General features: G+C 49.2%; 13 protein-coding genes. All 13 read left to right on the top strand.

What is annotated here, in order from left to right; genetic code table 11:
- Positions 1–348: 348 nt before the first annotated feature.
- The 13 genes from PBOR_RS23860 to pflA all read left to right on the top strand — a co-directional run bounded on the left by PBOR_RS23860 (position 349) and on the right by pflA (position 20,745).
- The gene (locus tag PBOR_RS23860) at positions 349–2,652 is read left to right on the top strand and encodes a glycoside hydrolase family 65 protein (RefSeq protein ID WP_042216021.1); all 2,304 of its coding nucleotides are present in this window, start codon (positions 349–351) and stop codon (positions 2,650–2,652) included.
- Complete coding sequence (locus PBOR_RS23855) at positions 2,652–4,988, top strand: glycosyl hydrolase family 65 domain-containing protein (RefSeq protein ID WP_042216018.1); 2,337 nt, start codon at positions 2,652–2,654, stop codon at positions 4,986–4,988. Before PBOR_RS23860 ends, PBOR_RS23855 begins: the two co-directional genes overlap by 1 nt.
- A gap of 343 nt (positions 4,989–5,331) precedes the next feature.
- The gene (gene pgmB / locus PBOR_RS23850) at positions 5,332–5,961 is read left to right on the top strand and encodes a beta-phosphoglucomutase (protein WP_042216015.1); all 630 of its coding nucleotides are present in this window, start codon (positions 5,332–5,334) and stop codon (positions 5,959–5,961) included.
- Positions 5,962–6,040: 79 nt separating this feature from the next.
- Positions 6,041–6,841, top strand: coding sequence for an alpha/beta hydrolase (locus PBOR_RS23845; RefSeq protein ID WP_042219839.1), 801 nt, complete (start codon positions 6,041–6,043; stop codon positions 6,839–6,841).
- An 89-nt stretch (positions 6,842–6,930) separates the two neighbouring features.
- Positions 6,931–7,440 (top strand): GNAT family N-acetyltransferase, encoded by a 510-nt coding sequence (locus tag PBOR_RS23840; protein WP_042216013.1) that lies wholly within the window; start codon positions 6,931–6,933, stop codon positions 7,438–7,440.
- Positions 7,441–7,640: 200 nt separating this feature from the next.
- A complete protein-coding gene (locus PBOR_RS23835) occupies positions 7,641–9,434 on the top strand; it encodes a cache domain-containing sensor histidine kinase (RefSeq protein WP_042216011.1) in 1,794 nt (597 codons plus the stop codon).
- Positions 9,435–9,447: 13 nt separating this feature from the next.
- Positions 9,448–10,776, top strand: a complete 1,329-nt coding sequence (locus PBOR_RS23830; protein ID WP_042216009.1) for a response regulator — start codon at positions 9,448–9,450, stop codon at positions 10,774–10,776.
- Between the two features lie 212 nt (positions 10,777–10,988).
- Positions 10,989–11,816 carry a carbohydrate ABC transporter permease gene (locus tag PBOR_RS23825; RefSeq protein WP_099052557.1) on the top strand — a complete coding sequence of 276 codons (828 nt, stop codon included), beginning with the start codon at positions 10,989–10,991 and terminating at the stop codon, positions 11,814–11,816.
- Between the two features lies 1 nt (position 11,817).
- Complete coding sequence (locus PBOR_RS23820) at positions 11,818–12,690, top strand: carbohydrate ABC transporter permease (RefSeq protein ID WP_042216003.1); 873 nt, start codon at positions 11,818–11,820, stop codon at positions 12,688–12,690.
- Positions 12,691–12,823: 133 nt separating this feature from the next.
- On the top strand, positions 12,824–14,293 hold the full coding sequence (locus PBOR_RS23815; RefSeq protein WP_042216001.1) for an ABC transporter substrate-binding protein: 1,470 nt from the start codon (positions 12,824–12,826) through the stop codon (positions 14,291–14,293).
- A 446-nt stretch (positions 14,294–14,739) separates the two neighbouring features.
- Positions 14,740–17,361, top strand: a complete 2,622-nt coding sequence (gene adhE, locus PBOR_RS23810; RefSeq protein ID WP_042215999.1) for a bifunctional acetaldehyde-CoA/alcohol dehydrogenase — start codon at positions 14,740–14,742, stop codon at positions 17,359–17,361.
- A 261-nt stretch (positions 17,362–17,622) separates the two neighbouring features.
- Entirely contained in the window at positions 17,623–19,884 is a 2,262-nt protein-coding gene (gene pflB, locus PBOR_RS23805) for a formate C-acetyltransferase (protein ID WP_042215997.1), read from the top strand.
- A 123-nt stretch (positions 19,885–20,007) separates the two neighbouring features.
- A complete protein-coding gene (pflA, locus tag PBOR_RS23800; protein ID WP_042215996.1) occupies positions 20,008–20,745 on the top strand; it encodes a pyruvate formate-lyase-activating protein in 738 nt (245 codons plus the stop codon).
- Positions 20,746–21,039 lie beyond the last annotated feature (294 nt).

Genomic DNA, 21,039 nt, shown 5'->3' with positions numbered 1-21,039 from the left:
TACATTGTGATAATTTTCACTTCATTTGTGTGAGAAATGATATGTTTTCGGACCATAAGAGGGATCAACAACCTGTATTACAGGATATTATAGCAGCTGTCTCCTATTCTGGATAGATCCTGGGAGCTTGCGGCTTTTTTTGTTTTTACGGGACAAAGCACTGATTGGTTTAAAGTATCGTACCCCACAATGCAGGATTGCATCATTTCCGTAAAAATGCACATAACTCTGTTATAAGCAGACCTTGGTCCTGAAGGCGCTTAGAGATACTCTGGAACTGAGCGTCCGTACCCCCGTGAACAAGTGCGGGGCGGGCTGAACATTTCCCTAGAGAAGGAGAAATCAAATATGGCAAAAGTGGCGGACAAATATCTGAAGGTCGATCCATGGGCAATCATTGAAGACGGCTTTGATCCGGAGCGTAACCGGACTTCGGAATCCATTTTTTCACTGGGCAATGAGTATATGGGCGTGCGGGGTTATGCGGAAGAAGGGTACAGCGGAGATTCTCTGCCCGGCAGCTATTTTAACGGACTAAATGAGCAGATGGATGTCGGCAACCATTACAAGGGCATTATCCGGTCATTGCGTTATATGGTAAATGCGGTGGACTGGCTGTACACCCGGATATCGGTGGATGGTGAGCAGCTGGATCTGGCACACAGCAAGGTATCGCACTATACCCGCAGACTGGATTTCCGTACCGGGACATACCGGAGGGAATTCATTTGGCACCTGGCGGACGGCAAACAGTTGAAGATTGGATTCACGCGGCTGGTCAGTATGACCATGTCTCATCTGGGCCTGCAGCAGATCACCTTTGAACCGCTTAATTTCTCGGGCAGTGCGGAGGTCTGCACTGGGCTTGATTTCAATATGATCCATGAAGAACGCGGCCAGAGCATGTGGAAGCAGCTGCGCAGCGGAGAAGTAGGGAATGTTACAGCAATTCTGGGAAGTACGCTGACAACCGGGAACAAGCTGTTCTCCGGGTTTATGCTTCAGTCCTCCCAGCCTTTAAATACTGAGCTTGTGGAGCATGACCGGTTCATCGGACGGAAGTTCTCGCTTGAGCTGTCACAAGGAGCGCCAGCTTCTTTCACCAAGCTCGTCGTGAATGCGACGGACAGCAGTGCTGCCCGCACCGGGGACAGTCTCTGGTTGGAGGGCATGGAGCTTGCAGCAGCGGCCAGCCAGTTGGATGAGCAGGAGGTGTTCGCTGATCAAGCCTCTTATTGGAGCAACATCTGGACAACCAGCGATATTGTTATTAAAGGTGATCCCGAGAATCAGCAGGGGATCCGTTTCTGCATTTTCCAGCTGTATCAGACCTATCATGGCGACCACCCCGGCTATAACATTGGTGCTAAAGGGCTGACGGGTGAAGCATACCGCGGTCTGGCCTTCTGGGATACGGAGTCCTATTGCCTGCCGTTCTATATGTTCAACAATCCCAAGGCTGCCCGCAGCCTGCTGGAGTTCCGTTACAAGACATTGCCGGAAGCGATGCAGCGCGGGAAGGATGTGGATTGCGAAGGCGCTTTTTATCCTATTGCCACCATTGACGGGACGGAGAGCTGTGATCTGTGGCAGCACTCCAATCTCCAGCTGCATGTCGGAACGGCCGTCTCCTACGGCATCTGGCATTATGTTAAGAATACGGGCGACCGGGAATTCCTCTACAGTAAAGGCGCTGAGATGCTGATTCAGATCAGCCGGTTCTATGCGACCCGCGGCCAGTGGGGACAGCGCAGCGGGGAATATGGCTATTTCGGTGTCATGGGACCTGACGAATTCCAGTTGATGGTCAACAATAACTGCTATATCAATCTGATGGCCAAGAAGCTGTTTGAGTTTACACTCGAAACGATTGCCGAGATGAAGGTGAAGGTGCCGGAAGAATATACAGCCGTTGCTGCCAGAACGCAGCTTCGCAATGAAGAATTGGCCGATTGGGATAACAAACGCGAGCATATGAAGATTCCGCTCGATACAGACAGCGGCATCTATGAGGAACATGACGGATTCTTTGATATGCCGCATATCGATATTCACTCGATACCGGTGACCGAATTCCCGCTCTACTCGAATTGGTCGTATGACCGCCTGTACCGCTATGACATGATCAAGCAGCCGGATGTGCTGATGTTCATGTTCTTATATAACGGACAATTCTCCAGAGAAGCCAAGCTTGCGAATTACGAATATTACGAATCCAGATGTATTCATGAGTCTTCGCTTTCGCCGTCTATTCATTCCATTCTGGCCAGTGAAATCGGCAAACATGAGGAAGCCTATAATTTCTTCGAGTTCGCCACCCGGCTGGATCTGGATAACTACAACCGCAATACCAGAGAAGGACTGCATACAACTTCGATAGCAGCTGCCTGGATGAACATTGTATACGGCTTCGGCGGCATGCGTTCGGATGGTCCGCAGCTGTCCTTCCACCCGGCGCTGCCGCAGAAATGGACTTCTTACAGCTTCCAGGTCATGTACGAAGGCGTGCTGCTGGGTATCATTGTGAACAAAGATTCGGTCAGCTTCAGAGCTATAAATGGTGGAAGCACTGAAGTGATGATCTATGGTCAGCCAGTGAAGGTGGATGCAGCGGGAACGACGCTTCCGCTGGGTGAAGGGATGATGGCGTAATGAACTGGACCGTAAGTGAACGCAGCTTCGAACCTGGCAAGATAACGACGAACGGTAACAAATATATGACCGGGAACGGATATATGGGCTTCCGGGGAATCCTCGAGGAGTTCGGCAAGGAGCAGCTCACGGCTGTTACACTGGCCGGGGTATATGATAGATCAGGGGACAAATGGCGCGAGCCGGTGAATGCCCCGAATGGCCTGTACACTGTGATCAGCTGTGACGGGGAAGTGCTTAGCGTGCTGGAGACGGAACCGCTGGCGCATGTTCAGAGTCTGGATCTCCGCTCGGCACTCCACCGGCGGGAGACGGTGTTCAATATCCGTGACGGCGGCCGGCTGACCCTGACTGCCGAACGGTTCGTAAGCATGGATCAGCTGCATGTAATGGCCGGCAAATGGACAGTGCATAGTACTGTGAATTGCCGGATAGAGATAAAGACAGGTATCGACGGGGAGGTCTGGGATATCAATGGCCCCCATCTGTTTGAACAACGGAATCAGCTACAGGAAGAGGTACTCCTGACAACGGCTGTTACCGGAGAATTGCAGCTGCCGGTAGCGGTTGCTGAGCTGGCGGAATTCGCGTTTCCAGAGCAGGTTGTCGATGAGGCGGCGGCGCTCCGGGCGGTTTCTTTTGACATCAAGGCCGGAGAGACTTATGAATGGTGCAAATATGTGGCTGTGTTCTCGGGACTTAATGGGGAGGGTGACCCTGCTGTACAGGCGGTGCAGACGGTCAGGACTGCGGCAGAAATGGGTTATGCGGAGCTACTGCAAGCCCACCGCCGGAAGTGGGAAGAACGGTGGTCACGCAGCGATGTAGTTATTGAAGGTGATGATGAAGCACAGTTTGCTCTCCGGTACAGCATTTATCAGCTGCTTATTATTGCGCCGACCTTTTCGGAGAAGGTATCTATTCCTGCACGCGGTCTGTCCGGCCAAGTCTATAAAGGTGCCGTGTTCTGGGATACGGAAATGTTCATGCTGCCGTTCTTCCTGCACAGTGATCCCGGCATTGCCCGCAATCTGATGATGTACCGCATCCATACGCTGGACGGTGCCCGCCGGAAGGCAACTGAGTACGGGTATCTGGGGGCTTTTTATGCCTGGGAGAGCCAGGATTCGGGGGATGATGCCTGCACGCTGTTCAATGTAAATGATGTGTTCACCGGACGCCCGATGCGCACGTATTTCCGTGATAAACAGGTGCATATCAGTGCGGATGTCGTGCATGGAATCTGGCAGTATATCCAGTTCACCGGGGATGACAGTATGCTCGCGGACGGCGGGGCTGAAGTCATCTGGGAGTGTGCGCGCTTCTTCTACTCCTATGCTTACTACAATCCGGTGAAGGAACGTTATGAGATTCTGGATGTGACCGGGCCGGATGAGTACCATGAGCGGGTGAACAATAATGCATTCACTAATGCTCTGGTACAGGAGACTCTGGAAATTGCTCTGCGGACAGCAAGCCTGCTGAAGGACAAATATCCGGCGGTGTATGCGAAGCTGGCTGAGCAGTTTGCCGACGGTCCGTTCCTGGCCGAGTTCACAGCTATGCTGGAGCAGTTCTATGTTCCGCAGCCGGATCCTGACACTCTGGTCATTGAACAGTTTGACCGCTATCTGAAGCTGGAAGAGGTTGCGCTGGCTGACCTGAAATCACGGGTAATTAACAAAAATGAATATTGGGGTGGCGGTAACGGGCTAGCCACGACCACAAGAATACTCAAGCAGGCTGATGTCGTGCTGATGCTGAACCTGTTCAAGGGAAAATTCAGCAAGGAAGTGAAGCAGGCCAACTGGGAATTCTACGAGCCGCGCACCGAGCACGGATCAAGCCTTAGCCCGTGCATCTACGCACTTGTTGCCGCAGATATCGGCTCACCGGACTGGGGATATCCGTATTTCATGCGCACGGCTACGGTGGATCTCACCGGTGAATCGAAGCAGTACGTTGGAGATCTCTACATTGGCGGAACCCATCCGGCTGCGAACGGCGGCGCATGGATGGCTGCAGTGCTCGGTTTCGCAGGCCTGCAGTTTGATGGCTTGACCGCCGTCCTGAATCCGGCGCTGCCGAAGGCCTGGAGGTCTGTGGAGCTGCCGGTTGTGCTGCGCGGCGGCAGCTTCCGGCTGCAGATCAGCCGGGAAGAAATTACCGTTACCGCAGCGCCGGACAACAGTATAGCCGTAGCGTTCACCGGATTCGGCGGCGAGCCGGAGCTGTGCCACCCGGGTATGCAGCTGCGCCTGTGGACTCAAGGTAAAGCGCAAGGGGCTGCTGAGGAGAATGCGGACTCCGGAGTCACGACAATCCGGCAGCAGTGAAATTAGAGATGTAATGTATTGCTGGTAATTAAGACTTTTAGACTCTTACGTAAACACTGTACCGGCCTAATTGTTGTACGTATTGCAACTTGTAAACATAATAACTGCCCGTTCAGGCAGATTGTTGTATGAAATACAAGAATTATCCCGTTAAGCGGCTTGAAGGAGGAGAAATGCTTCCTTTCCTGCAACAATTTTGAAATTATGGCCGATATCATGCGGGGAATGTTGTATTTTGGGCAGGAATTCGAAAATATGATCCGGGATGCAGGGCGGGTTTACGCTGAAAATTTAACTCAGCTTGTACAATCAAACAAGAGGCAATTAGGAGGAAATATAACAGATGCTGGAGCAAATGAAAGGTGCAATTTTTGATCTGGACGGTGTGATTGTAGATACAGCTAAATATCATTATCTTGCGTGGCGCTCGCTGGCTGATGAGCTTGGATTCCAGTTCACGGAAGAGCATAATGAGCGGCTCAAGGGTGTCAGCCGGATGAGATCATTGGATATTCTGCTGGAGATCGGGGGCCTGGAGTTCGGCGAACCGGAGAAGCTTGCGATGGCTGAGAAGAAAAACCGCCTGTACGTCGAGTATATCTCCGCGCTGGATGAATCTGAGCTGCTGCCTGGTGTCAAGGCCTACCTGAGCGGTCTTAGAGCGCGTGGCGTCGGGATTGCCCTCGGTTCAGCCAGTAAGAATGCCGTATTCATACTGGATAAGCTTAATATTGCAGGACTGTTCGATGCCGTTGTTGACGGCAATAAGGTATCCCGGGCAAAGCCGGACCCGGAAGTGTTTCAGACTGCATGCCGGGAACTGGGCCTGCAGCCGCAGGACTGCGTGGTATTCGAGGATGCCGAGGCTGGTGTGGCCGCCGGGAAAGCTGCGGGAATGCAGGTCGTCGGCATCGGGAAACGGGAAGTGCTGAAGGAGGCAGATCTGGTAGTATCCGGATTGCATGAACTGTAAGACCTTGATAGAATTGCCTAGAGGAACTTATTTCCTCTACTACCTATTCTATTATAGAAGGAAAGCTTGAGGGATGATGATGGAAACGTTGTTGCTATGGCCTGAAGGTGCGCCTGGGGCGCTGGGGACCAGTGATGAGGACCGGCCCGCGATTACACCTTATTTAGTTGAAGGCAAGCAGAATGCCGCCGTTGTGATTTGTCCGGGAGGCGGCTACGGGATGCGTGCCGATCACGAGGGAGGGCCGGTTGCAGAATGGTTGAATACACTCGGGATTTCAGCGTTTGTGCTGCGCTACCGTGTTGCGCCGTATAAATACCCGAGTGCGCTGCAGGATGCGCAAAGAGCGCTGCGCACGATCCGCTTCCGGGCGGATGAATTCGGAATTGACCCGGACCGGCTGGGCATTCTGGGCTTCTCCGCCGGTGGACATCTCGCTTCTGCAGCCGGTGTGCTGTATGATCTCGGGAATCCGGATCATCAGGAGCCGCTCGAACGGCTGTCCAGCCGGCCGGACCGGCTGATTCTGTGCTACCCGGTCATTTCCATGACCGAAGGGGTAACACATCAGGGCTCCAAGACCAACCTGCTGGGTGAGAGCCCCGATGAGGAATTGGCTCAACGTCTAAGCAGCGAACGCCAAGTAACAGCGGAGACTCCGCCAACGTTCCTCTGGCATACGTCGGATGACGCCTCCGTTCCGCTCGAGAACAGCCTGCTGTTCGCAGGAGCACTGAGCTGCCATCATATTCCGTTCGATCTTCACATATATGCACATGGTATGCACGGGATTGGTTTAGGAGCTGATGAGCCACATACACGGACGTGGACCGATGCCTGTGCATCTTGGCTGGAATTGAACGGCTATACCAGAGCGTGAACTTCTGCTTCTATGTCCGTGCCCAAGGTGACGGCTTGCCGTTTCCGCTTGAAGAGCTAGCGAGAGATTCCGGAAAGGCAGGTACGTTTATGAAGCTTAGATTTCAACATGTGCATACAGTGGAAGAAACTGCTGAGGTTGCCCGATTGGCGGCAGAAATATGGCGCGAATATTATGTCTCCATTATTACCGCTGAGCAGATCGATTATATGCTTGGAAAGTTCCAATCGGTTCCGGCGATTACGCATCAGATCCAACATCAGGGTTATGAATATTACTTAATCCATAACGGCGAAGGCTCCACGGCCGGGTATATGTCGGCCAGACAAGAGGAAGGAAAGCTCTTCTTGAGCAAGTTTTATATAGGCAAGGAGTACAGGGGGCGCAGCTATGCCAGCCAGGCTTTGGCCTTCCTGGAGAAGTTGTGCCAAGACAGAAACCTGACTCATATTTGGCTAACGGTCAATCGTGATAATGAATCCAGTATTGCAGTCTATAAGAGAAAAGGCTTTCTGACCCTAAGGGAACAAATAGCGGATATCGGAAATGGATTTGTCATGGATGATTATATTATGGAAAAAGAGATTCCGGTCCCCTGAGTGAGGAACAGCATATTCATGAATAAGGATTTATCCTGATAAAAACCAGTCTGACACGGTAGGTTCGTGTTAGACTGGTTTTTGTTATGGGTTGATGTAGTGTGGTGAAACTGCATACAAATGAACATAAAAAACTTTGAAATAAACCTATGTAAGCGCTTGTAGGTTTGTTATATTATTGAAACTGGAGGTGTATCCAGATGTTGTCGATGCTTATTAAACCCATCGTTAAGCTGAACGTCAAGCAGCAGCTGATCCTGCTGTTCCTGATTATGATCTCGCCTATCCTGATTCTGAACAGCTACGGCAACTACAAGGCGGAAGAGATTCTCAAGCGCCATGTGACCAATGCCTATGTGGAGCTGAACAAGCAGAATTTCGCCATCATTAACAGAGACATTGATACGGTTAACAAAATAACGACGACCGTCATCCAGAACCCGATCCTGCAGCAGCTGAATATGAGCGGGGATGATCCGGTGCTTGAACGCGTCGAACGGTACGAAACCATTGAGAAGCTGCTGGGCAGCTACTCCCAGGGGGCCGAGCGGGGCGACGGTATTTACTATTCGCTGTACGTGTATGATCCGGACAACTATTTCTTTTTTGCTCCTAATTTCCCGCAGGTGAAGAAGGCGGGGGTTTATTTTTTCTCCAAGGGTGAAATGCCGTATTGGTTCGAGCAGGTGGTGCAGCAGAAAGGCCACGGGTATCTGATGTTCACGGAGAAGCTGAGCCCGCAGGCCGAGGATCTGAAGACCCTCACTTATGTCAGGGCAGTTAATAACATCTACAGAGGTGCAGGAACGATCGGCGTGCTGGTGGTGACCAAGATGGAATCGAAGATCGGCGAGTCGCTGAAATCCATCTCCCTGCCGGACGGGGAAATTTATTTGACGGATATGAACAACCGCGTGCTTGCCTCCACTACGAATTCTACGGGAGAAGTTATCATTTTGCCCGAGGGCTCTGAAGCCGGGGACCCGGAGGGAACCGAGGATATCATCACGGATGACTTCATATATGTAGTCAACAACAATCATGCATTTGAGCAGAAGCTGGTGTATAAGGTTCCGGTCAAGGCGCTGCTCCAGCAGCAGAACGAGATGAAACGTGTCATTCAATACATAACCGTTGCGTATGCGCTGTTTGGGCTGATCATTATCACCTACTTCTGGCGCTCGCTGATGACTCCTTTGCAGAAGCTGGCTTTTTTTGTGCGCAAGTATGAGCCCGGCAACCGCGTTCCCGAGACTCCCCGGAGAGGAAGCAACGATGAAGTAAGTGTGCTGATTGCTTCCACCTATGATATGGCCCGCAGGCTCAACAGCCTGATCATGTACAAATACCAGATGGAGATCAAGCAGAAGGAATCGCAGCTGCAGCTGCTCTATCAGCAGATCAATCCGCATTTGCTGTATAACACCCTGGAGAGTATATATTGGAAAAGCTCGCTGGAAGGCAATCTGGAATCCGCGGAAATGATCAAGGAATTATCCAAGCTGATGAAGATCAGCTTAAGCCGGGGCAGGGAGCTGATCACGCTTGAGGAGGAGCTTGAACATGCCAGTGCGTACATCAAGCTGCAGCAGCACCGGTATGACTATGTGTTTGCCGTCATCTGGAATATCGCGCCGGAAACCAAAACCAATCTGATTCCCAAGATCACCCTGCAGCCGTTAATCGAAAATGCCATTATTCACGGTGTCAAAAATATGGATGAGGACGGCGAAATCATCATCACCTCCGTTCTGCAGGATGACAGGATTCTGATTACCATTGAGGATAACGGCTATAAGCAGGTTGATTATAAGGCTATTGATCTGGTGCTGAATGATGAAAGCCCCAACCCGGCCAGCGGATATGGTATTCGCAATATCAACCAGCGGGTGCATTTACATTTCGGCCCGGATTACGGGATCAGCTATGCGCCGCGTGCCGGCGGAGGAACTGTAGTGACAGTGAGGCTTCCTAAATCAGAGATTATAGAGTAGAGGAGAGATCAAGGTGTTCAATATACTGGTTGTTGATGATGAGCCGCTCATTTGCAAAGGACTCAGCAGCCTACTGGCTGCTTCCGGACTTGATATCGACCATATTTATACCGCGAACAGCGGGTTTGAGGCACTGGATTGCATCCGGATGGAGGAGATTGATCTGCTCGTTACGGATATTCAGATGGGCGCGATGAGCGGAATCGAACTGATGCAGCATGCCAAAATGGCCAAACCCTGGGTGCAGACGATCGTCATCTCGGCGCATGAGACCTTTCAATATGCCCAAATGGCCGTCCGGCTGGGGGCCAAGGATTACCTGATCAAGCCGCTGAACAGCGAGCAATTCCTTGATTCAGTGCGGAGTGTAGTACTCAAGATGGATAAGCCCTCGCCGGAGCTGGCCACGTATATGGACGGGATCAGTGAAAGCTTCCGTCTGGAGGAGCCGTTGCCGGCATACAGCCAGCTGCTGAATTCACTGTTAACCGAAACCGCTTCAGTGCTGGGGAGAGAGGAAGAACTGCGTAAGCTGGATGAATTGAAGCTGCAAGGACCTTTCTTCTCCGTCATCAAAATCAAGCTTCCCTTGCCCGAAGAACGGCGCGAGCAGAAATATACTCCCCGTGACCGCAGTCTGCTGCGTTATGCCGCCCTGAATATTGCCAAAGAACTGCTCCATCAGGAGTGGAATTCCACAGCCTTCTATTCACCAGATGAGGAGATTACAGTGATCATCCAGTGGGATGAGAAAAGCTACGAGGAATCGGCCACCGGCCAGGTAGGCAGGCTTGATGTGCTCGGGCGGAGCCTGCATTTCAATATCCACCGCTATCTGCATCTGAATGCCGTAATAGGAATCAGCCAGATCCTGAAAGGGCTTAGCTTCATGGATGTGCTGAACCGTCAGGCCTCAAAGGCTATTCTGTGGAACAAAGAGCATGCCGATCACTACGTGTTCTACTATGGGGATTTCAACTGGAACAACTATGCCGCAGATCCTTCACCCGAGGAGCTTCATACACACAGTAATCTGATTGTGCAGAAGGCCAAGGAGTATATTGAAGGGAATTATGCCCAGAAGGGCTTAACGATCCATGAGGTCGCCAAGAAGAATCATGTCAGCCCTAACTACCTGAGTTATCTGTTTAAGAAAAATACAGGCCATAACCTGTGGGAATATGTCATCAAGCTGCGGATGGAGGACAGCCGGGAGATGATCCTGAATACCGATCTGCGCCGGTATGAGATTGCCGAGCGGGTGGGGTATGAGTCGCCGGAGCATTTCAGCAAGATTTTCAAAAAATACTATGGAATCAGCCCCAGTGAACTGAAGAAGTAAGAACGCTTACGATTGCCATAGATATAGACATGTTCAGCCTCCCCCTCATTTTCTACAATTAAGGTAGGAAGCACTTTGCGAAAGTGCTGAAAGACGAAAGGAATGAGGGAGCCAGAATGAACCAGTCTGCTGCGTTACACGATCACCTGCCAGCGGAGCTCGAGAGCAAGCCGTACAAACAGAACCGCTGGAAAAAGAATTTTTGGGGCTTTATGTTCCTCGTCCCCGCGTTAATCATCTTTATTATGTTTATGTGGGTGCCCATCTTCAAAGGATTCCTGTACAGCTTCTACACCGTGGATTTCGTAAAAGGAAATACATTCGTAGGCATGGACAATTACGCCAGAGCACTCACGGATCCGGATGTCCTGATCGCTGTGAAGAACACCCTGTACTATATGCTGCTCTGCCTTGTGATCGGCTTTTGGGTGCCGATTGCTTTCGCGATTGCGATCTCCGAGCTGAGAAAATTCGGCGGATTCGTGCGCGTGGCGGCGTATTTGCCTTATGTCATGCCAGCTGTAGTGCTATACGGATTGTGGAGATGGTTGTATGATCCCGTCGGACCGATTAACGCCCTGATAGGCAGCACGGGGGCAGATCAGATCGCCTTCCTGACGGATACCAGGTGGTCGATGATCTCGCTTGTATTCATGGAGACCTGGCAGCAGTTCGGCTCGGGGATGCTGATCTATCTCGCTGCGGTGCTCAGTATTCCCCGGGACTGGTATGAGGCCGCTGAGATTGACGGAGCCGGTGTCTGGGCCCGCATCCGCCATATTACACTGCCGTCGCTGCGCAATCTTATTCTGCTCATGCTGATTCTGCAGATTATTGCCACCTCTCAAGGGTACCAGTCACAGATGGCCCTGCTGGACGGGGGGCCGAACAATGCGACGCTGACCTATGCGCTGCTCATTGTGAAGTACGCTTTTACAAGACTGGATTACGGTACGGCGACTGCGCTGGGGATGCTGATGTTTGTTGTTCTGGGCGGTTTGGGCATTTTACAGTTCAAGCTTAACAAGGAGGACAACTAGGATGAAGAGCGCAGACAGAGGGATTCTTTCAGAACATGATCTTAAGAAGACCGGCAACAAAATCGTATACGGAATCATGGTATTTTTCATTCTTTTGATGATTTTCAGCATGCTGTATCCCATCTTGATGACGATGTTCAACGGGCTTAAATCCAACGTCGAGGTCAATTCCTTCCCGCCGCATTTCTTCCCGCAGGAGTGGCATTTCAGTAACCTTAAAGATGCGCTTAATTATATCGATCTGCTGATGTTCCTGAGAAACACGATTTACATCTTTGTCGGGAATATGGTAGCTACGCTGGTTGTTCTTGGCCTGGCCTCCTTCAGCATCTCACGGATGAATGTGCCTTACCGTAAGGCTTTCTACTTCTTCTTCCTGATGACGCTGTTTATTCCGGCTACGAGCTATATGATCCCGAACTTTGTCAATCTGAAGGAACTGGGACTGCTCAATCAGTACGCAGCCTTCTGGCTGCCGGCAGGTGCGAATACCTTCTTCTTCCTGCTGCTCAAGAACTTCTTCGACGGAATCCATCCGGAGATTCTTGAAGCCGCGCGGATTGACGGGGCCTCGGAGCCGAGAAGCTTTTTCACCATTGCGGTTCCGCTGTCCATTCCGATTTTTGCTACCCTGGCGATCTTTATCTTCTCCACAGCCTGGAACGACTGGTTCTGGCCGTCACTTGTAATGCACAGCGAAGAGAAGTACACACTTGCCACAGCGATCTATAAGTACGTTATTAATGTAAAAGCACTGAATACGAACATCAAATTTGCCATTCTGTTCCTTGTGTCCCTGCCGCCTATTCTGGTCTTCCTTGTTTTCCAGAAGTTTATTATGCGCGGAGTGTCTCTGTCGGCTGTCAAGGGATGATCAAGTAATGCCTCAGGCAGATGACAGATCGTAAACCTGCACATGAAAGTAATATAAATACACCTCGTTTGTAAACGGTTTCTCTTTTATGATGAATTTGTAAGCTAATTATGAATTGAAAAGGGGAGTTTCAATGCGTAAATATTCCAGCGTATTAGCATGTCTCCTGGTGACGGGATCGTTATTGTCCGCTTGCGGCGGCAATAATAACGGGAACAAACCGGCGGCAAATGGAGGAGAGGCGACAAATGCACCTGCGGCTACCGCAGCAGCAGAAGAGACCACAGCTCCGACTGACGCACCGGCGGATGATATCACCCAGAGAAAAGTAACAATTAAAATTCACTATCCTACCCCTGACCTTACCGAAGTAAGAGCGCAGGAAGATGACAAGATCAAACGGTTCCAGGAAGTCTATCCGAATGTAGAGATTGTCAAGGATGACTGGCAGTACAATGTAAGTGAGATCGGTGTGAAGATGGCCGCGAACGAAGCGCCTACCTTCTTCAATACGTATGCAACAGAAGCGAAATTCCTGGTCGAGAAAGGCTGGGTCGCCGACATTACGGATCTGTGGAACAATTATGAGTTCAAGGATCAGATCAACCCTGTGCTCCAGAACCAGTTCATTATTGACGGCAAAGTGTACGGCGTAACGCAGAAGGGTTATGTCACTACAACGATGATCAATAAGAAGATGCTCGATGACAAAGGTGTAGCCGTTCCTCCATTGGACTGGACATGGGATGACATGCTGAACACAGCCAAAGGAGTAGCAGATACCAAGAAAGGGATCTCCGGTATTGCTCCAATGGGTAAAGGCAACGAAGCTGGCTGGAACTGGACTAACTTCCTGTTCGAAGCAGGCGGTGAAATCCAGAAGATTGAAGGCGGCAAGGTTGTCGCTACGTTCAATACGGATGCCGGTGTGAAGGCTCTGGATTTCTATAAGAAGCTGAGATGGGAAGCCAAAGCTGTTCCTCAGGACTGGGCACTCGGCTGGGGGGATGCGGTAGGCGCGTTCCAGCAGGGACGTACGGCGATGGTTATGGCCGGATCTGACGGTGTTATCGAGCAGGCGCTGAACCAGGGCGGACTCAAGCCTGCGGATGTGCTCACATATCCGATGCCGGCTGCTGAAAAAGGCGGCAAGCATACCGGTGTCCTCGGCGGCGATTATCTGGTCATCAACCCGAATGCTTCCAAGGATGAGCAGGAAATGGCTTTCCGTTATATCACCTTCGATTATTTCTCTGACAAAGGCCTGGAGGCGCTTGATGCGATTCTGCAGCAGCGCAAGGCGGACGGTAAATATTTCATCCCGCCGCTTCTCGACTACTATGCTGCTGATTCTGAGTTCGGCAAGAAAACCAAAGCTGTATATGACAAGTACTCCGACATTGTATATCAATATAATACGGATATTATGGCTCTCTTGGACGGCAAGCCTGAAGCGCAATACAACACTCAGGACTACTATGCAACCATGTCTAATGTAATCCAGGAGCTGTTCTCCAAGGATGGTACGGATTCCAAGGCCCAGCTCGACGCTGCCGCCAAAACTGTACAAGAGAAATTCTTCGATACGATCAAAGTAGAATAGCCGTCGCTTGTAGAAGAATAGGTGCGGTGCTTGATTAAGGATGAACATTGCTTAAGGCAGGAGACACGGTCTCCTGCCTTTTTGCTTGCGGGATTTATATTTATACTTTTAGCAGAGAGAGTCAGGAGGGTGAACGATAGATTTGATTTATCCGGAAGCGGAACGTGATTTCCAATATTTAGAAGGCAAATCTAAAGATGGAGAGGTTGAAATCCACAACGAAGAAGGCCTAAGGGGTGGAGCGTTCGCAAAACGGACAAATATTAACTAAAAATAGCACATAAAATGGAAATAACGCTAGGATATGATTGAATGAAAGCGCTTTGAAAACAAATCAAAAAAAACTTTATACTTTGTGAAAGATTTCACTATACAAGGTGAAAAGTATATGATAAGATAAATGTGTAGAGAAAAACAACCTAAAAATTGACAGGAGGACGAGGGAGATGGCAGTTAAAAACGAAGTCGCCGCCCAAGTGAAACAAACCACCGCTGAAGAATATATTCAGACTTTGGTGGATAAAGCAAAGAAAGCTCATGAAGCGTTCATGGGACTGGATCAAGAGCAAACTAACACAATCGTTCATGCAATGGCGTTGGCCGGACTCGACAAACATATGTACCTGGCTAAGCTGGCCGTTGAAGAAACAGGACGCGGTGTCTATGAAGACAAAATTACGAAGAACATCTTCTCAACTGAATATATCTGGCACGGAATTAAGTACGACAAGACAGTAGGCGTTATTGAGGATAACGTTTATGACAACTTCCAGAAGATTGCTGAGCCTGTCGGAATAATTATGGGTATCACACCGGTAACCAACCCAACATCCACCACGATGTTTAAAGCTTTGATTTCCGCTAAGACACGTAACCCTATTATATTCGGATTCCACCCTTCAGCGCAAGAGTGTAGTGCCGCAGCAGCCAAAATTCTGCATGATGCAGGTGTGAAAGCTGGCGCTCCTGAGAACTTTATCCAGTGGATCGAGCTTCCTACTATGGACAAAACAAACGCACTGATGAACAATCCTGACGTTGCACTGATTCTGGCAACCGGCGGATCGGCAATGGTCAAAGCAGCTTACAGCTGCGGCAAACCGGCACTCGGCGTAGGTCCTGGTAACGTACCTGCTTTCATTGAGAAGAGTGCTGATATTGATCAGGCAGTAACAGACATCATCCTTTCCAAGACATTCGATAATGGTATGATCTGTGCTTCCGAGCAAGCGGTTATTATTGAAGAAGCGATTTTCGACCAAGTGAAGAAGAAAATGATTGCGAACGGCTGCTACTTTGTTAACAAAGAGGAAGCTGCCAAGCTGACTAGCGGCGCAATGAACGTAGAGAAATGTGCGGTTAACCCGGCTATCGTCGGCCAATCCGCTGTGAAGATCGCTGAAATGTGCGGTATTCAGGTTCCTGCCGGAACGAAAATCCTGGTAGCTGAGCTTGAAGGTGTAGGTACTAAATATCCGCTGTCCGCTGAGAAGCTGAGCCCGGTTCTGGCTTGCTACAAAGTGAAGAACGCTGACCAAGGTATCGAACGCGCAGCTGAAATCGTTGAATTCGGCGGCATGGGCCACAGCTCGGCTATCCACTCGAACAACGAAGAAGTAATCATGAAGTTCTCCAACCGTCTGCAAACCGGACGTATTCTCGTCAACTCGCCATCTACACACGGCGCAATCGGCGATATTTACAACACCAATATCCCTTCACTGACACTGGGCTGCGGATCTTACGGACGCAACTCTGTATCGCAAAACGTGACTGCAATCAATCTGATCAACGTGAAAAGGGTGAATCGTCGTACCGTGAATATGCAATGGTTTAAAGTACCTGACAAGATTTACTTCGAAAAGGGATCCACTCAGTACCTGGCCAAAATGCCTGATATCACTCGTGTAGCTATTATCACTGACCCAATGATGGTTAAACTGGGCTATGTTGAAAGAGTAGAGCACTATCTGCGTCAACGCCAGACTCCTGTTGCGATCGAAGTGTTCTCGGAAGTTGAACCGGATCCATCGACAACTACGGTTGAAAAAGGTACGGCTATGATGAACAGATTCCAGCCGGACTGCATCATCGCACTCGGCGGCGGTTCCCCAATGGATGCTGCCAAAGGAATGTGGTTGTTCTATGAACATCCGGATGCAGACTTTAACGGCCTGAAACAGAAGTTCATGGATATCCGCAAACGGGTATACAAATTCCCTAAGCTGGGTAACAAAGCGAAATTCGTTGCGATTCCAACAACTTCCGGTACAGGTTCTGAAGTAACTTCGTTCGCAGTTATCACAGACAAGACAACGGGCAATAATACTAAGTATCCGCTGGCTGACTATGAGCTGACTCCAGACGTTGCTATCATTGATCCGGAGTTTGTATACAGCTTGCCTAGAACTGCTGTTGCCGATACAGGTATGGACGTATTGACACATGCTATCGAAGCTTATGTATCTGTAATGGCCAGTGACTATTCCGATGGTCTGGCAATCAAAGCGATTCAGCTGGTATTCCAGTGGCTGGAAAAATCCGCATTGACTGGCGACAAGCTTGCCCGCGAAAAAATGCACAACGCTTCTACACTTGCCGGTATGGCATTTGCAAATGCATTCCTGGGTATTAACCACAGCTTGGCGCACAAATGGGGCGGCCAGTACCACACGGCTCATGGCCGTACCAATGCCATCCTGATGCCGCATGTTATCCGTTACAATGCCAAGAAACCTACGAAGTTCGCTTCGTTCCCTAAATATTCGCACTTTGTAGCTGACGAACGGTATGCTGAAATTGCCCGTATCCTGGGATTGCCGGCACGTACTACTGAAGAAGGCGTAACCAGCCTGATCAATGCTATCCGCGAAATGAACAAAAAACTCGGCATCGAAGAATCCTTCTCGGCTCTTGGCTTTGATCCTAAGGACTTCGAATCCCGTGTAGATTACCTGGCTGACCGTGCATTTGAAGACCAATGTACAACTGCCAACCCTAAAATGCCGCTGGTATCTGAGCTTGCTGATGTATACCGCAACGCATTCTATGGAAGATTCGATAACTAATATACGATTGCCTGGCAAAGAATAAGGTTAAAGGTTAATATGGAACTGGATGGAAGTGACAAATATCACCGAAAGAGTGATATTTGTCACAGTCCTTTTTCAGAAAATAAACTAAAATGTTTATATAAACAACGATCCCAGTTATGAAATCGCGATTGTGAATTTTATAACAACCAATGGCTACGGGATCACGAGACACGGGATTAACCTTCAAGCCCGCGATCTCTACAAATATACTAAATATAAATGGAGGGATTTAGCATGTCGGTGATTGAAAGAGAAGTACAAGAGGTTAAGTCGGGTTGGAGAAGTTTTACTAAAGGTACATGGGCTAAGAAAGTTGACGTTAATAACTTTATTGCCAAGAACATCAAGCCTTATGAAGGAAATGAAGATTTCCTGGTAGGTCCTACCAGCAACACAACTGAACTGTGGAAGATTATCTCCCAGCTTAGCAAGGAAGAAAGAGAAAGAGGCGGCGTATGGGATGTTTCCCTCGATACTGTCTCCACTATCACTTCCCACAATCCGGGCTACATCGACAAGGACAAGGAACAAATTGTCGGCGTTCAGACTGATGCTCCTTTCAGACGTTCCATTCAACCGTTCGGCGGTATCAAGATGATGATCGATGCTACTAAGGCTTACGGCTTCGAGCTTCCGCAAAATATCGTTGACATGTTCACGAACATCCGCAAAACGCATAACCAAGGCGTATTTGATGCATATACACCAGATATGAGAGCTGTGCGTAAATCCGGCGTAATCACTGGTCTTCCTGATGCTTATGGCCGCGGACGTATCATCGGCGACTATCGCCGTATTGCTCTGTATGGTATTGATTTCCTGATTAAAGACAAGAAGCAACAACTGACTGAGCTTGAAGTGGATTCCATGACAGAAGAAGTAATTCGTCTGCGTGAAGAGCTGTCCGAGCAAATGCGTGCTCTGGGCGAACTGAAACAAATGGCTGCTGCACATGGACTTGATATTTCGAAACCGGCTAATAACTTCAAAGAAGCTACTCAATGGGTATACTTCGGTTATCTGGCTGCAGTTAAAGAGCAAAACGGTGCCGCAATGTCCCTGGGACGCGTATCCTCCTTCCTTGATATCTATGTACAACGTGATTTCGAAGAAGGTACTCTTACTGAAGAACAAGCACAGGAAATCGTTGACCATTTCGTAATGAAATTGCGTATCGTGAAATTCCTGCGTACGCCTGACTATAATGATCTGTTCTCCGGCGACCCTACTTGGGTAACTGAATCCATCGGTGGTATGGCTGAAGACGGAACAACACGCGTAACTAAGAACAGCTTCCGCTTCCTGCATACCCTGTACAATCTGGGACCTGCACCAGAACCAAACCTGACTGTACTGTGGTCGGAAAAGTTGCCTGAAGGCTTCAAAAAATATTGTGCTAAGGTTTCCATCGAAACCAGTGCTATCCAATATGAGAACGATGATGTAATGCGTCCATACTGGGGTGAAGATTACGCGATTGCCTGCTGCGTATCCCCAATGCGTATCGGTAAACAAATGCAGTTCTTCGGTGCCCGTGCCAACCTGGCAAAAGCCCTGCTGTATGCAATCAATGGTGGTAAGGATGAAAAATCCGGCGCTCAGGTAGGTCCTGAATATCCGGCGATCACTTCCGAATACCTTGATTACGACGAAGTGATGAAACGTTTCAAACCAATGATGGAATGGCTGGCTAAGACTTATGTCAACACGCTGAACATCATCCACTATATGCATGACAAATATTCTTACGAACGTATCGAAATGGCGCTGCATGACCGCGACATTCTGCGTACTATGGCTTGCGGTATTGCCGGTCTGTCCGTTGCTGCCGACTCCCTGAGCGCAATTAAATACGCTAAGGTTAAACCGATCCGCAACGAAGAAGGTATTGCTATCGACTTCGAAACTGAAGGTGAATTCCCTTGCTACGGTAACAACGACGACGCTGTTGACGGCATCGCGGTTGAACTGGTTGAAACCTTCATGAGCATGATCCGTAAAAACAAAACTTACCGTGATGCTGTACCAACTCAATCGGTATTGACTATCACTTCGAACGTGGTATACGGTAAGAAGACTGGTACTACTCCTGATGGACGTAAAAAAGGCGAACCATTCGCACCTGGTGCTAACCCAATGCACGGACGCGACAAGAAGGGTGCACTTGCTTCCCTGAACTCTGTTGCTAAACTGCCTTACTCCGATGCACAGGATGGTATCTCCAACACATTCTCGATCGTTCCTAAGGCTCTGGGTAAAGACGAAGAATCCCGTAAGTCCAACCTGGTATTCATGATGGACGGATACTTCCACAACAACGCTCAGCACTTGAACGTTAACGTATTTAACCGTGAGCAGCTAATCGATGCTATGGATCACCCTGAGAACTATCCGCAGCTGACCATTCGCGTATCCGGCTATGCTGTTAACTTCATCAAGCTGACCCGCGAACAACAGCTGGATGTTATCAACCGTACGTTCCACGATTCCATGTAAGAATTGTTCTTGCAGATCAAGAATTGAAATAAATCAAAGAGCTGCCGCCCTTGCAAGAGGGCGGTACACTCTTGTTTAAAAGTAATTAAAATTTTAAGTTTTATTTCGAAAGGATGACATCTCATGCTTAAAGGACATATCCACTCCTTGGAAACTTTTGGAACGGTGGATGGCCCGGGTATCCGCTTCGTGCTTTTTATGCAGGGCTGCCTACTTAAGTGTCAGTATTGCCACAACCCGGATACCTGGGGATTGAATGAAGGCAAGGAAATGACCGTTGAAGAAGTGCTGGCGGAAATTGAACCTTACCTGAATTATTATAAAACTTCCGGCGGCGGACTTACCGTATCCGGTGGTGAACCAACACTGCAGGCACATTTCGTCAAACAGCTGTTCACCGAAGTGAAGAAACGCTGGAATTTGCATACTACGCTTGATACCAACGGCTACAATGATGGTTCGAAAATTAGCGATTTGCTTGATGTAACCGATCTTGTTCTGTTGGATCTGAAGCACATTGATGATGAAGCTCACATCAAACTGACCGGCAAATCCAACGACCGTACCCTGAAGCTTGCCCGCTGGTTGTCAGATAATAACCGCAAAATGTGGATCCGCCACGTGTACGTTCCCGGCATTCATAATAAGGAAGAGGACCTGCATAATCTCGGCCGGTTCATCGGGACACTTAATGGAGTAGAGAAGTTCGAAATCCTGCCTTATCATGTAATGGGAATATATAAATGGCAGGAGCTTGGCCGTCCCTATGAGCTTGAAGGGGTGGAAACGCCATCTGATGAAGAAGTGCAGCGTGCATATCGGCTGATTGAAGAGGGCCGTAAACAGTCTGCTCTGGTATAAATTCATACACGATATCTAACGAAAGCGGAGCTTCCAATCTGAGGAGTTTCGCTTTTTTGATGCCTGGTGAAGTGAATCCGCTTAAATGGGGCTGCTGGATGTCACATATGCATGTGAAAAAAACAAAGTAATGTATAAGTATACTGACATGAATGAACCGAATTTTATGAATCGAAAGATCCATTTGTTATGATACATAACTTGATAAGTCACAAAACACAACTGAATTCGCTTACATTAGAGTATTTTATCCCTATTGTAGATGAATCTTAACCTTACGATTACAAACAGGGT

It is taken from the genome of Paenibacillus borealis (assembly GCF_000758665.1).
GTDB classification, from domain to species: Bacteria; Bacillota; Bacilli; order Paenibacillales; family Paenibacillaceae; genus Paenibacillus_AQ; species Paenibacillus_AQ borealis.
The sequence above is the reverse complement of the archived record's forward strand: the minus strand, read 5'-3'. Positions and strand labels throughout refer to the sequence as shown.

Coding starts and splice junctions, on each gene's coding strand:
- pflB (WP_042215997.1), top strand. CDS start 17,623: ATGTCGGTGATTGAAAGAGAAGTACAAGAGGTTAAGTCGGGTTGGAGA.
- PBOR_RS23840 (WP_042216013.1), top strand. CDS start 6,931: ATGAAGCTTAGATTTCAACATGTGCATACAGTGGAAGAAACTGCTGAG.
- PBOR_RS23855 (WP_042216018.1), top strand. CDS start 2,652: ATGAACTGGACCGTAAGTGAACGCAGCTTCGAACCTGGCAAGATAACG.
- pflA (WP_042215996.1), top strand. CDS start 20,008: ATGCTTAAAGGACATATCCACTCCTTGGAAACTTTTGGAACGGTGGAT.
- adhE (WP_042215999.1), top strand. CDS start 14,740: ATGGCAGTTAAAAACGAAGTCGCCGCCCAAGTGAAACAAACCACCGCT.
- PBOR_RS23845 (WP_042219839.1), top strand. CDS start 6,041: ATGGAAACGTTGTTGCTATGGCCTGAAGGTGCGCCTGGGGCGCTGGGG.
- PBOR_RS23825 (WP_099052557.1), top strand. CDS start 10,989: ATGTTCCTCGTCCCCGCGTTAATCATCTTTATTATGTTTATGTGGGTG.
- PBOR_RS23835 (WP_042216011.1), top strand. CDS start 7,641: ATGTTGTCGATGCTTATTAAACCCATCGTTAAGCTGAACGTCAAGCAG.
- PBOR_RS23820 (WP_042216003.1), top strand. CDS start 11,818: ATGAAGAGCGCAGACAGAGGGATTCTTTCAGAACATGATCTTAAGAAG.
- PBOR_RS23860 (WP_042216021.1), top strand. CDS start 349: ATGGCAAAAGTGGCGGACAAATATCTGAAGGTCGATCCATGGGCAATC.
- pgmB (WP_042216015.1), top strand. CDS start 5,332: ATGCTGGAGCAAATGAAAGGTGCAATTTTTGATCTGGACGGTGTGATT.
- PBOR_RS23815 (WP_042216001.1), top strand. CDS start 12,824: ATGCGTAAATATTCCAGCGTATTAGCATGTCTCCTGGTGACGGGATCG.